General features: G+C 69.7%; 14 protein-coding genes. 7 read left to right on the top strand and 7 right to left on the bottom strand.

From position 1 onward, the window contains the following. Positions 1–176: 176 nt before the first annotated feature. Positions 177–707 carry a hypothetical protein gene (locus CP969_RS00710; RefSeq protein WP_016828402.1) on the bottom strand — a complete coding sequence of 177 codons (531 nt, stop codon included), beginning with the start codon at positions 705–707 and terminating at the stop codon, positions 177–179. Positions 708–1,010: 303 nt separating this feature from the next. On the opposite strand from CP969_RS00710, the gene CP969_RS00705 reads away from it, so the two are divergent. Genes CP969_RS00705 through CP969_RS00695 form a run of 3 tightly spaced genes read left to right on the top strand, consistent with a single transcriptional unit; the run spans position 1,011 to position 2,382 of the window. Beyond that, entirely contained in the window at positions 1,011–1,196 is a 186-nt protein-coding gene (locus tag CP969_RS00705; RefSeq protein WP_016828403.1) for a hypothetical protein, read from the top strand. Beyond that, positions 1,193–1,549 carry a hypothetical protein gene (locus CP969_RS00700; protein ID WP_016828404.1) on the top strand — a complete coding sequence of 119 codons (357 nt, stop codon included), beginning with the start codon at positions 1,193–1,195 and terminating at the stop codon, positions 1,547–1,549. Before CP969_RS00705 ends, CP969_RS00700 begins: the two co-directional genes overlap by 4 nt. A gap of 32 nt (positions 1,550–1,581) precedes the next feature. Further along, positions 1,582–2,382, top strand: a complete 801-nt coding sequence (locus tag CP969_RS00695; RefSeq protein ID WP_026085582.1) for an alpha/beta fold hydrolase — start codon at positions 1,582–1,584, stop codon at positions 2,380–2,382. Positions 2,383–2,586: 204 nt separating this feature from the next. Here the strand turns inward: CP969_RS00695 and CP969_RS00690 are convergent, their stop codons facing one another. Next, positions 2,587–3,270, bottom strand: a complete 684-nt coding sequence (locus tag CP969_RS00690; RefSeq protein WP_016828406.1) for a haloacid dehalogenase type II — start codon at positions 3,268–3,270, stop codon at positions 2,587–2,589. Between the two features lie 404 nt (positions 3,271–3,674). Between CP969_RS00690 and CP969_RS00685 the strand changes: the two genes are divergently transcribed. From CP969_RS00685 to CP969_RS00675, 3 genes are all read left to right on the top strand, one after another. Then, a complete protein-coding gene (locus CP969_RS00685) occupies positions 3,675–3,881 on the top strand; it encodes a DUF6417 family protein (RefSeq protein WP_039831385.1) in 207 nt (68 codons plus the stop codon). Between the two features lie 177 nt (positions 3,882–4,058). Beyond that, entirely contained in the window at positions 4,059–4,253 is a 195-nt protein-coding gene (locus tag CP969_RS00680) for a hypothetical protein (protein ID WP_016828408.1), read from the top strand. Positions 4,254–4,561: 308 nt separating this feature from the next. After that, on the top strand, positions 4,562–6,655 hold the full coding sequence (locus CP969_RS00675; RefSeq protein WP_144055287.1) for a DUF262 domain-containing protein: 2,094 nt from the start codon (positions 4,562–4,564) through the stop codon (positions 6,653–6,655). A gap of 188 nt (positions 6,656–6,843) precedes the next feature. On the opposite strand, the gene CP969_RS00670 is transcribed toward CP969_RS00675, so the two are convergent. The 3 genes from CP969_RS00670 to CP969_RS00660 form a co-directional block, all read right to left on the bottom strand. Further along, positions 6,844–7,575 carry a flagellar basal body L-ring protein FlgH gene (locus CP969_RS00670; RefSeq protein WP_016828410.1) on the bottom strand — a complete coding sequence of 244 codons (732 nt, stop codon included), beginning with the start codon at positions 7,573–7,575 and terminating at the stop codon, positions 6,844–6,846. A gap of 331 nt (positions 7,576–7,906) precedes the next feature. Beyond that, entirely contained in the window at positions 7,907–8,374 is a 468-nt protein-coding gene (locus tag CP969_RS00665; protein WP_016828411.1) for a hypothetical protein, read from the bottom strand. Between the two features lie 172 nt (positions 8,375–8,546). Beyond that, positions 8,547–9,020 carry an excalibur calcium-binding domain-containing protein gene (locus CP969_RS00660; protein WP_078495552.1) on the bottom strand — a complete coding sequence of 158 codons (474 nt, stop codon included), beginning with the start codon at positions 9,018–9,020 and terminating at the stop codon, positions 8,547–8,549. A 183-nt stretch (positions 9,021–9,203) separates the two neighbouring features. On the opposite strand from CP969_RS00660, the gene CP969_RS00655 reads away from it, so the two are divergent. Further along, positions 9,204–9,542, top strand: coding sequence for a hypothetical protein (locus CP969_RS00655; RefSeq protein ID WP_016828413.1), 339 nt, complete (start codon positions 9,204–9,206; stop codon positions 9,540–9,542). Positions 9,543–9,857: 315 nt separating this feature from the next. On the opposite strand, the gene CP969_RS33465 is transcribed toward CP969_RS00655, so the two are convergent. Both CP969_RS33465 and CP969_RS00645 read right to left on the bottom strand, forming a co-directional pair. Further along, complete coding sequence (locus CP969_RS33465) at positions 9,858–10,223, bottom strand: hypothetical protein (RefSeq protein ID WP_016828415.1); 366 nt, start codon at positions 10,221–10,223, stop codon at positions 9,858–9,860. A 291-nt stretch (positions 10,224–10,514) separates the two neighbouring features. Beyond that, on the bottom strand, positions 10,515–11,885 hold the full coding sequence (locus CP969_RS00645) for an amidohydrolase family protein (protein WP_016828416.1): 1,371 nt from the start codon (positions 11,883–11,885) through the stop codon (positions 10,515–10,517). Positions 11,886–11,980: the final 95 nt, after the last annotated feature.

The following is an 11,980-nucleotide window of genomic DNA, read 5'->3' as shown; positions in this document are numbered from 1 at the left end:
ATGAAAGGGGGCCAAGAAAGGCGGACGAGGGGAAACCGTTCGTCGGTATGCGGCGGCGCTCGGACGAGCCACCTGCTTGAACTGGACTGCGATGCTCGGACGTTGGCCTCTGTCGCCGGTGCTGACGATCATGTGATTCCCGGGCTCCGGGGACACGTCCGTGAGTTCGCCTCGGGTTACAGGCCGTCGGCCCATGCGGGGACGGGGTAGGTGTGGGTGTCGCCGAGGGCGAGGCGGAGCGGGCCGTAGAGGCGGTGGGCGAGGCTGGGGGAGAGGTCTTCGATGGCGAGGGCCGCGGCGGCGAAGCACACGGTTTTCTGTTCGTCTGAGAAGTCCCGTACGCGCTTGCCGTGGATGCGGGCTGCTCGGCCCAGTGCTGCTTCCGTGTGCTTGATCAGTGCGTTCTTCAGCGTGGCCCGGTCGGCGGTCGCGGCGAGGTCCTGTGCCTCATACCAAGCGGGGTCTTCGCGATCGGTCGGCCATGCCTTGTTGTAGGAGCGGCGCAGGGTGAGGATCTCGTCCCAGGTCAGCTTCTCCAGTCGGGTGAGCAGTGCTGCCGCTGTGCGCCCTTGGGGGCCCAGCGCCCACCAGGCCGGTACCCGGAACCATATCTTCTGGCTCCAGGTCCGTCCCGAGTGCTCCTCGTCGTCGTTCGGGACCAGAGTGAAGATCCACAGCCCGAACGGGATCTCGATCGTGAACGGCAAGGAGCTGGCACCTGATGCATGTGGTGCTGCGCGGTGCCATGGCTGCTTGCGACGCCGTAGCGGTATGCCGGGTGTTTCTTCGATGAGGATGCTGCGGCGGTCGCGCAGGGAGGCGGCGTAGTCGACGGGGTCGTCGTCGAAGCCGCGGCCTGAAGGGCGTGTGACCTTCCAGCCCCAGTCGGCCGGCAGACGGTTCGGGTCCACTCCCGCGGCTGTCCAGTCCTCCCACCCAAGGCCAGGCACTGATTCCCCTCCGTGACGATGCTGGGGTCCCATCTTGGAGCACCCCGGTGTGGGCGTGCCGTGCGGGCGCCCACACCCACCGGACCCGCAGCCGAAGGCCCCGGTCTCCAGCCGCCCGCCTTCGGCCAGCCCTCCCCGGCGCTGCTCGCCCACGCCGACCGCGGCTACGCCCGCTTCCTCACCCAGGCCGCCCCGGACGACCGCGCCAGCGACCACGGCCGGGGCGACGCGGCGAGGCACCGGTGAGCGACACCTACACCGTGCTCCACGACTCCCACGACCTGGTCGCCGCCGAACTCCCTCTGGACCGCGCCCCGTACGAAGCGCTCGTCACCGCCGTCCTCGCGTGGCAGAACCCGAACCTCACGTCCCGCGACTACGAGCAGATCGCCCTCCAGCTGACCGGGCACGCCCGCGCGGTCGCCGCCGACGTCCAGCGCCACGCCGTCACCCTGCCGAGGAACGATGGCCGCGGCGCCCTCGCCGAAGTCATCCTCCGCGAAGCCGCTGGACGTCTCTCCGTACCGATCCAGGGAGCCGCCCGCTGCGCCCAGAACCGCGCCCGTCTCGTCGAGCGTCCCGAGGCGGTTGCGGCATGATCGAGGCCGGCCGATTCCCTGGAGGCTCCGGCGTGGCATGGTCCGAACACGTGGTGGTGCGAGACGGTGTCCGGCTTGCCTGCCGGGACTGGGGCGGGCCGGGACAGCCCCTCGTGTTGCTGCACGGCCTGGCCGGTCACGCGGGTGAATGGGACGTGCTGGCCGGGCGCTTGAGCTCCCGGTATCGGGTCGTCGCGGTCGACCAGCGCGGGCACGGCGCCAGCCAGCACCGCCCGCGGGACGTCTCCCGTGCCGCCTACGTCGCCGACGTCATCGCCGTTGTCGATCAGCTGGCGCTGCGGCACCCCGTCCTGGTCGGCCAGTCGCTGGGCGGGCACACGGCCATGCTCACCGCCGCCGCACAGCCCGGGCGCGTCCGCGCTCTTGTGCTCGTCGAGGCCGGCCCCGGCGGTGCAAACCCGGACGGCCCCGTGGACATCGGCGACTGGCTCGACTCATGGCCGACACCGTTTCCCTCACGCGAAGCGGCAGCCGCGTTCCTCGGCGGCGGACCGGTCGGCGCGGGCTGGGCGGCCGGGCTGGAGGAACGCGCGGGCGGATGGTGGCCTCGCTTCGACCGGGACGTGATGGTCCGCTCGCTGGCGGAGAACGCCCGGCGTTCCTTCCGGCACGAGTGGGGGCAGGTCGCGTGTCCCACCCTGGTCGTCCTGGCCCAGTCCGGCTTCATCCCGGCGCGGGAAGCCGACGAGATGTTCCGGCAGCGACCCGCTACCATGGCTATGAGCATCCCCGGCACCGGTCACGACCTGCACTTGGAAGAGCCTGAGATCCTGCACACCGCGCTCGCGGACTTCCTCGAGAGCCTCGCCTGAAACTCCTGCGCGGTCACAGCGACACCAAAGCCAGACCCCGCACATAGCCATCGATCCACAGGTCTTGACAATTACTCGCTTTGCTCCTTGATTCCGATGAGGCGGTGATCGCTACGGCGACCGCCACGGCGCGTGTGATCCCTCTGGGCTGCGCACGAACCGCGGCGTAAGGCATCAGGTCAGGGAGGCCAAAAGATCATTCCATCATCGGCCTTCCGAGCCTGCGGCTGCCAGGATGCGGTCCACTACACCGCTGATGTCCGGCGCAACGATGTCGGGCTGTGGGCCCAGTGGGCTCAGCACCGCCCCCGGTCGGCTGACGAAGGCCGCCTTGCATCCCGCGCTGAGGGCTCCAGTGACGTCCCACGAGTGAGCGGCCACCAACCGCACGTCCCCGGGCTCGATGCCGAAGGCGTCGGCGACGCTGAGGTAGGGCTCGGGCGCGGGTTTGAGGCGGCGCACGCTGTCGGCCGAGATCACACGGTCGAACAGGTCACGGATCCCCGCGTTCCGCAGCTGTGCCTCCCCCACCCTCTCGACGGAGTTGGTCAGCGTCACGACCCGCAAGGGCGAGTCCGCCAGTCTCGCCAGTGCTGCCGGGACCTCGGGATGCGGAGGCAGCGAGCTCATCAGCTCCACCGTCCGTGCCGCTTCCCCATCCGTGAGCGGCACTCCCTCGCGGCGCGCGAGCATGTTTAGCGCCGCACGCTGTGCCGTTGTGTAGTCCACGTACGAGCCGGTCAGGCCCCCTACAAACACAAGCTGCAGCATGAGCGTGAACCACTGCTGGCGCACCGCCGCCGAGCCGAACAGTTCCTGGAACGGCTTGTCGAGAGCACGCAGATCGAGCAGCGTCTCGTTCACGTCGAAGGCGATCACTTCGGCCATGGAATCCTCTCCTGCGCCGGGATTCACGTCGGGCAGGCAGAGTCGGGGCGGGGCGGCCGCGGACCTCCCGGATGCCGCTCCGCGCCGACCCGGCGACCGGACGGATGGGCCGACGCCCGGGCTCGGCGTCGAGGGTCGTGCGGAAGCCGACCGACTCTCGAGAAGGAGAAAGCACAGCCGGTCGATCGTACGGTCAGGTTCAGGAGAACGCCGAGTGCCGGTCTGAGAGCAGCGCGCGGTCCTCGACAGGGGAAGCGCTCAAACCGTTATCCCGTAAGGTCTGCCTGTCTTCCATGCTGCATGCCCGTTCCCATATCCGCCATCGGTCGGTGTGATCGTTTATCGGTGGGGCCGCCCCAGAACTTGTGGGTGACCGTGGCGCCCGGGGAGTCGTTGCGCTGATCATGGATGACGACGAGCACCTCGGCCCGGATGAGAGCGGGCACGCGCCGGTGGATCCCATGGCCCAGCGGCTGGCGTTGCTGACCCTGGAGGAGGCGTATGATCTGCTGCGGCTGCTGCTGACGGTGGCGCAGCAGGAGGGGCCGATGTCGCCGGAGGCGGACCGGCTGGCGAAGGAGATCGCCGCGCGCATCCCGTCGGAGAACTGAGGGCTCCCCAGACAAGGAGTCGGCGTACCGGCCGCCGGCGGCGCATCCCTTGTCGCCCGGGTCGGGGTACACCTCCACGGCCCGCGCCGACGAACCCCGAGGTGACCCAGGGCACGACCCAGAATGCAACTGGCGGACCGGTCGCGACGTACCCCGCGCGCGTGGGAGGCTCCCCCGGTGAGCACCCTTCGACGCCCTCTCGGCACCGGCCCGAGCACCACCAGGAGCACGCCGACGACGGACACGGCCCTGCGGCTTCTGCCCGTCGAGCGGATCGAGCCCGCCGCACTCCTGGACGACGGCGAGCGCCCGGACGTGGCCGAGCGGAACGGCCGGCGGACCCTCGGGCACGGCATCGCGCGGACGCCGTAGGGCGAGCACGTCATCCCGTTGGATACTCCGCCGCGCCCGGCCGGGGCCGAGCCAAGTTATCGGCGAAGACCATCTTCGGGTTTTTGGCCGGGGCCGCCGGTGAGTCCTCCCTCGTAACGTGGAGACACCGTGACGGAAAGGGACACTCCCACGTGTAAAAGGTTTCGCTCGGTAAGATCTTGACGGGGCCTCAGGCCTTGAAAGCGGGTGCAGCGGGAACCGGGCAGAGGCGGCATCCGGCCGGTCGCTGGTGAGGGCTTGAACCCGGTCGGCGGGGCAGGCGGGGACACGGAAGACGAGGAGCAGCGGTGGAAGCCACATCGATGACGCTGCACGGGCTGTTCGGACCGGACCAGCGTCTTGTCGTCCCGGTCTTCCAGCGGCCGTACGTCTGGACCGAGGACAGGAATTGGCGCCCGTTGTGGGAGGACGTCACTGCCCTGGTCCGTCGGAGGCTGGCGGGGGAGGAGGTCCATCCGCACTTCCTCGGCGCCGTGGTGCTGGATCAGATGCCGACCCCTACGGGGTCGATGCCTGCCCGGCAGGTCATCGACGGCCAGCAGCGGCTGACGACGCTGCAGGTCCTCCTCGCGGCGGTACGCGACGTGGCAAGGGAGCTCGACGTCCAGGACAGGTACGTGCGCGCGCTCGCCAAGCTCACCGCCAACGACGATGACATGACGGACGACCCGCACGCGGTCTACAAGGTGTGGCCCACCAACATCGACCGGGTGCCCTTCCGCGCAGTCGTGGACGGTGGGCCGCGGCGGTCCGTCGACGTCGCCGCCCCTGCTGCTCCGGGTGCCTCGGCGATCGTCCAGGCGTACCGGTTCTTCCGCGACCGCACCATCGAGTGGGCACGGGAGCTGATGTACGAGAGCACCGTGGACGAGGGCTTCGACGCCTTGGTGCGCGTGCTGCGGGACAAGTTCGAGCTCGTCGTTATCGATCTCAAGCCCGAGGACAACGCCCAGGTCATCTTCGAAGCGCTCAACGACCGCGGCACCCCGCTGCAGGCCTCCGACCTCGTCAAGAACCTCGTCTTCCAAAAGGCGGAGGAACAGGGGCTCCCGGTGGAGGAGCTCTACCGGGACGTGTGGGCGCAGCTGGAGACGCCCGACTGGCGCAAGGAGATACGGCAGGGAAGGCTGAAGCGCCCCCGGCTGGACGTCTTCCTCACGCAGTACCTGACCTGCGAACTCGCCGAGGAGGTACTGGCTCCCGAGCTCTTCTTGACCTTCCGCAGGTACCTCGCGGACTCCGAGATAGCCCTGGTCGACGTGATGCGGCGCATGGTGGACCGGGCAGGTGCCTACCGGCGGCTGACGGCCGAGGAACAGCCGGCCACCCCGGAGGGCCGATTCCTGCACACCGTCGGTGTCCTGGACGCCAACACCGTTCTGCCCGTACTGCTGTGGCTGGTCACCCGCTTCGACGAGGACGACCGGGCCGGCGCGATGCTGGCCCTGGACTCCTACCTGATGCGCCGCACGGTCTGCCGTCTGACGACGAAGAACTACAACCGGCTCTTCCTGGAACTGCTCAAGGAGCTGAAGGCCAAGGACGACCCGGCAGTGGTGACCGACTTCCTGCTCCGGCAGGACGCCGACTCCGGCTTCTGGCCCCGCGACCACGACATCCGCTACGTCTTCCGCTCGCATCCGCTGTACAAGCATCTCACCCGCACCCGGTTGCGGCTGCTGCTGGCCGAGCTGGAGGCCACGCTGTACTCGGGCAAGACCGAGCGGATCGTCCACGACGGGGAACTGACGATCGAGCACCTGCTGCCCCAGGCCTGGGAGGAACACTGGCCGCTTCCCGAGAGCGCAGGCCGCGGCAGCGTCGAGGCTCATCAGCGCCGGCAGATACTCGTCCACACGCTGGGGAACCTGACCCTGCTCACCCGCAAGCTCAACCCAGCAGTCTCCAACGGCCCCTGGGAGCGCAAGCGCTCCGACATCCTCCTGCACAGCGCGCTGTCGTTGAACCGTTCCCTGCCCGCGCAGTGGGACGAGGAGGCCATCCTGGCCCGGGCGGACCATCTGGCGGAGGCGTTCTGCCGGCGCTGGCAGCGCCCGGAGGGAGGGGCACCGGCCCTCTCGGTCGCAGACCTCCCGGCCCCCGGACTGGGGGCACAGAAGACCACGCCCGCCGGCAGGCCGGCGACGGTCAAGGTGCCCCAAGCCCGCCGTGACGTCGCCCGCCACATACGCGAGGCGTTCGCGGGTCTCCCGGTCGGGAGCGTCCTGACGGTCGCGCAGATAGTGGCAGCCCGCACCAGCCAGTACGAGGCCGGTGAGATCAGCGCCGGCGCGGTGGCCGCCAGACTCCGTGCCGACAACGTTCCCGGCATCCGGGCCGTCCCCGACTCCAGCCCGCTGTCCGCCCGCAAGATCACCTGACCCGTCCGTCGCTGCGGGGCCGCGGCCCCGCTCGCACCCGCGGCCGCGGTGCCGCCGCCGGGCCGGACGTCGGGGCAGGGGAAACGATCATTGCGGAGGTTCTGCCGGGGGTGGGTCCCGGTTCCCCGGGGAGAGGACCTGGTGCTGGGGCGTTTGCCATCTCCTGGTTGCCGGCGCTGCCCGAGGGGTCAGGGAGCGATGCCGCCGTGGTGTGAGCAGGTGCCCCGCCCGGTGGAACCGGAGATCCAGCCGTCGGCGCACACCGTGCCGGGAGGGACCGGGACCGGAGCGGTGGGAACGGCGGGCGGAGCGGACCGGGGTGCCCAGCAGTTGGTCTGCTCGCCGATCCACCACGCCTGCGGTGCGGCGGCGGGGCAGGCGCCGTACGGGGTGCCGGGGGGCACCAGGCCTTCACGGACGAACACCTCCATCGCCGCCTCCAGCGCCGACGGATCGCTGCTGGTCGGCTGCTCGGCATCGTCGGCGGCGAACTCCCGCTCCACCTTGATCAGGCGCACGGCCAGGCCTTTGCCGTTGTCCGGCCGCGCGACGAACACCTCGCCGGTTCCGTGGCTCTGCGCGGCCACCGTGCCCAGATGCGCCGTCTCGGTGGCGACCACATCGCCGTCGGCGGCGAGGAACTCCACGGTGACCTCATACCGGGCGTCCCGGTCCGGGTCGTCGTTGGTCGCCGTGATTTTCACGGTGCTCATGCCGGTGGCCTCGTCGGCGCACTCCAGGTCCCCCAGGTCGACGTCTTCGACGGGGCCGGCGTCGCGGGGAGGTGAGATGTCGACCGCGTACGCCGGAGGCGGGCACAGGTCCGGTTCCGCCTCGGGCGTGGCGGACTGAGCCGTGCAGCCCGTCACCGTCATCAGCACAGCGGCCAGCAGGCCCGCCGGCCGCGTGTTCTTCCCCATGGCTCCCCCGATCAAGACCCCGGCCACCCGCAGTCGACCAGACGATGGTGGCAGGTCTGGTGCTGCCTGTCTGGTGTCTCACCGTTGCTGATCTGGGGCGGTAGAGCGGTGAGGCGGCTGGTCCTCTGCCTACCAGCTGGTGACCGTCGGGAATCCCGGCTCTGACCTGCGGTACGGAGCACCCCCGCGTCGGCGGGGAGGACGATTCGGCCTCACACTCATGCGACCCCGGTGCGGAAGCGCAGAGGTCATGCCCTTCACCGGAGACTCCTCCGCACCCGACAGCGACGCGAACTGCTCAGCAAGGACAACGACCCCGGATACCGGCGAGTCACAGCGACCACCAGCAATACAAGCGCCGGCCGTCCGCCTGAGCGCGTTGAGCCAGTCCGATCAGGCTCTTCAGAATGCCGGCCGTGACATCGACGCTGATCCCGAGTTGCCGGAGTTCATCGGTCATTGACCACGGCTCGGCAAAGCGAACGAGGTCGTCCTGCGCGGCCGTGGCAAGGGCATAGACCAGGGTGTCCGACACGCTGACCACAAAGGGCGGGCCGTCTTCCGGCGACGACAGCAGTTCTCCGGACCGCGGGCGTTCGCTGGCTTTCTCGTAGCTGCAGCCCGTCATGATGGCTTCGAGTTGGACGATCGCGACGACCGGGTCGATGTTCTTGAGGAAGACCACGTCGAGCTCGGCCTGCCCCGGCCCTCCCGGAGCCTGGAGAACCGCGACGGCGGCCTGGTTGTCAGAGGCGGAGAAGTAGTCGCACAGCGGCACGCCGCCGATTCTGGCATCCATGGCTGACAACCTGCCGACATGACCAGGGCACTGGACGATCAATCACACCGGGGGCAGATTTCAAAGACGCGCCAGGGGCCAACTTTCAGGGAGCGTTAACAAAGACAGCAGAACACCCCCGGGTCGGCGGGGAGGACGTGCAAGTCCCCCATTGAGGCGGGCCTGCCGCCTGTCAGCCCCAGTCGCAGCCGGTTCCGTCGCCGTCACGGTCGAGGTGGCTGCCGTAGCCGGGCTCGCCACGCTGGACGGGCGCGGCACCAGCAGCGCGGGCTGCAGCGCAGTTCTCGTAGTACACACTGCCCCCGCCACTGCTGCCACCATCACTGCTGCTGTATCCGGACCCGCCGCCACTGCCGCTGGCGGGTTCCTCGGTGACGGTCTGTGTCACCTCCACCTCAACTGTCTCGGTTTCGGTGACGGTGGGCGCCGGCTTCGGCTTAGCGGTCGGGCTCGCGGTCACGGTTTCGGTGACGGTAGCGGACGGCCGGGCCGCGAGCGGCTTGGCGTTGTCCTTGGGCGGCTGCGGGTCGCTGGCGCCGGCTCCGATACCGATGAAGAACGCGAAGCCGAGCGCGGGCAGCACGTAGCGCTTTCGCGCCCACTTCGGTGCGGGCCGTGTTGCCGGAGGTGTGTACGGGTTGGTCATGAGGCCCCTCAGGGTGATTGTTGAAGCGCTGACGATAGCTACCGTGTGAAGGAAAAGTGAAACTCCGTCAAAGGTGGCGCCCTGCATTGCTGGGGCGCTGAACCGTCGGGTGCTGTACCGTCAGCGGCAGGCGCGGGGCCTATCGCAGTCGGGGTACGACTGCAGAAGAGTCCGGGAGGACTCATGCCCGCAGGCCGCGTCAACGCCGCTGAGTTCATCGCCCGCCTTCTGCCGGAGCCGCACGAAACGAATCTCGGTGGGGAGCCCGCCCACCACCTGCTGGCCACCGTGCACGCCGACTGGGTGTGCCCACCGTCGGGCCACCGGATCGGCTGGTCGGACTGCTACGACAGCGCGAACATTCTGCCGCTCACCCACAAAGCCGACCTGCTGTTGGAACCGAACGGCAAGCCGAAGCCCATCCCGGACCACCTGACGGGCGAGGCACGAGAGCGGGCAGAGCGCGCCGTCCGGCACGCGGCGTGGATCCGCCGCGAGGCGCACCGCCGCGGGCTCCACTGAGGTTGTTGGTTTGCCAGAACCACAAGACCGGCGGGACACCCCCGCGTCGGCGGGGAAGACGGCCGGGTTGGGCCCGCGTTCTGGCGCTTCGGCCGTGACCACCGCCAGTCGCTGCTGGACGCGATCGGCAACCCCCGCCGGAACGCCTACGTCGCCCGCCGCCGGCAGGTGGCCCGGGAGGAGGAGCGGTGCCGCCAGGAGCAGGAAGCCGCGGCACGGGAGACGCGGGGGCCGGTGTGTGCGGACTGCGGACAAAAGTTCACCGACGACCGGTGGAGGGCAGTGGAGCCCTCCAGCTGGAGCCGGCCGCGCTAGTCACACCCGCACCTGTGCGACGCCCCGCAGGCGCCGGCTCCTGCCTTGGTGTGGTCCGAGCGGCGCGGCTGGCGCACCGCGATCTCCCGCCGCCACCCGCTCGGTCGGGGCAACGGGGAAGACGGGCGGCTTCGCGCCCCGGCGGGCGGGTCCGGTCGGCGCCGGTTCCCCGGCGAGCATCCATCCCCACGTCGTCAGCGAGATCCGGTAGATCCGCGCGGAGGACTTCGCGATCCCGGCGCCGGTGAGGTATCGCTCGACCGCTGCGGTGTACGACGCGGGCGGGGCGGACAGGGGCACCACCCGGGCGCGCGGCACACGCAGCACGCCCCTGCTCCCGAGTTCGGTCACCGGTTCGATCGCCACGTCCGTCCCGCCCCTCCGGTCCTGCCGCAGTAAATGCGTACACCTCGCCTGCGGCGGTCGGAGAGTCCGCCGCAGGTCGCGAAGATCACCATAGGGGGTCTGCCGCAGTAAATCCGGCATTTACCGCGACGGCGGCCCAGAGCGCGAATCAGGGCGGTGGCACGGGTGCGCAGCTCTGCCGCTACGGGGACGCCGGTTGCGTGTCGAAGCGGCTTCCGGTGCGCCACGGTGACGTGCATCTGTCGGCCGGGTCGTCGTTCGCGTCGGCCCCGTGCCTGCCTGGTGGTCGGCTCAGACCGGGAGCGGCAGACCGGCGGCGTGGAAGAGCCGGTCACGGGAGGCCGCGGCCTCGTCGAAGACGGCGTCGCCTCCCTTCAGTACACCGTTCTCCTTGAGGATGGCACCGGCCACCACGACCAGGTCGACATTGCCGGCGTGGCCGCCCGCGACGATCGTGGCCGCGACGTCCGTGGCGGGCAGCATGTTGGCGTGATCGAGGCGGATCATGATCAGGTCTGCCTCCTTGCCCGGGGTCAGGCTGCCGGTGCGGTCGTCGATCCCCGCGGCCCGTGCGCCCTCGATGGTCGCGAAGGACAGCAGATCGGCGGCGTTGAACGTGGGCAGGCCGGGAACACGGTCCATGGGCCCGGCCGCACCGGCGAGGATCAGCTGCTGGTAGGCGAGGGTCGCCCGCATGACGCCGAACATGTCACCGCTTACGATCGTCTCGGTGTCCACGCTGAGGCTCGGGCGGACACCGGCGGCCAGCAGCCGGTTGGTGGCCGGCTGGCCTAGGCCCGGCATGAAGACCTCGAGGGCGCCGGCCACGGAAGCGGTGGCGCCACGTGCGGCCAGCATTCTCAGCTCCTCGTCGGTCGACGTGCACAGGTGGATGAACGTCATGTCGGAGGCGAGCAGCCCGGCCTCCTCCAGTTGCCGTACGGCCTGCTGCTCCGCCCCCCACTCGCCGAGGCCCACGTGCATGCTGATGCGCAGGCCCAGTTCACGGGCGAGCCGGATGTCACGCTCGGACACATCGGGGGTGGACAGCTCCGGTCCGCGGAGCATTGCGTTGAGGGTCACCCGCGCCGAGTCGTCGGAGAGCACCTCGTTGCGGATGCGCCGAATGTCGTCGGGGTGGGTGCGGTCGCTGCCGAACTGCCACTGTTCGGCCTCCGTCGACGGCCAGCCGTGGTCGAAGACGGCACGGATGCCCGACTCCCAGTGCGCGGTGATCGCCGCGTCCGAGTGCTCGGGGCTGTTGCTGATGTGCGATTCGTCCCGAACGGTCGTCACCCCGGAGTCGAGGGACATCAGGTCCGCCGCCAGGTTGCCGATGTGTACGTCCCGGGGGTCGAAGTACTGTCCGAGGCCGATTTGCACCTGGCTGCGGTACTCCTGGTAGGTCCAGGCGGGGCCGAGATTGCGCAGCGCTCCCTGCCAGTTGTGGCGGTGGGTATCAATGAAACCGGGCAGCACGGCGTTCCCTGTGCCGTCGATGACCCTGGCCCGGTCGTCGGACAGGTCCCGGTCGACCTTGAGGATCCTGCCGTGGGCGATGAGGATGTCGCCCACGAAGTTGCCGAGCTTGTCGTCCTGCGTCATCAGGTATGCGCCCTTGATCAGGATGCGTTCGTTGTTCTGCGGCTGGTTCTGGGACACCTGTGGTTCCTTTCGTGCCGTGGGCGGCACTGTGTTGCTTCTCCATCGAGAGAGGGGTGGTGGGTCGGGTCCGCGTCCGGTCCGGGCGCGGATGT

Origin of the sequence: Streptomyces viridosporus T7A (assembly GCF_008704515.1) — a bacterium.
Classification (GTDB): domain Bacteria; phylum Actinomycetota; class Actinomycetes; order Streptomycetales; family Streptomycetaceae; genus Streptomyces; species Streptomyces viridosporus.
This window is presented reverse-complemented; position numbering and strand designations above follow the sequence as displayed.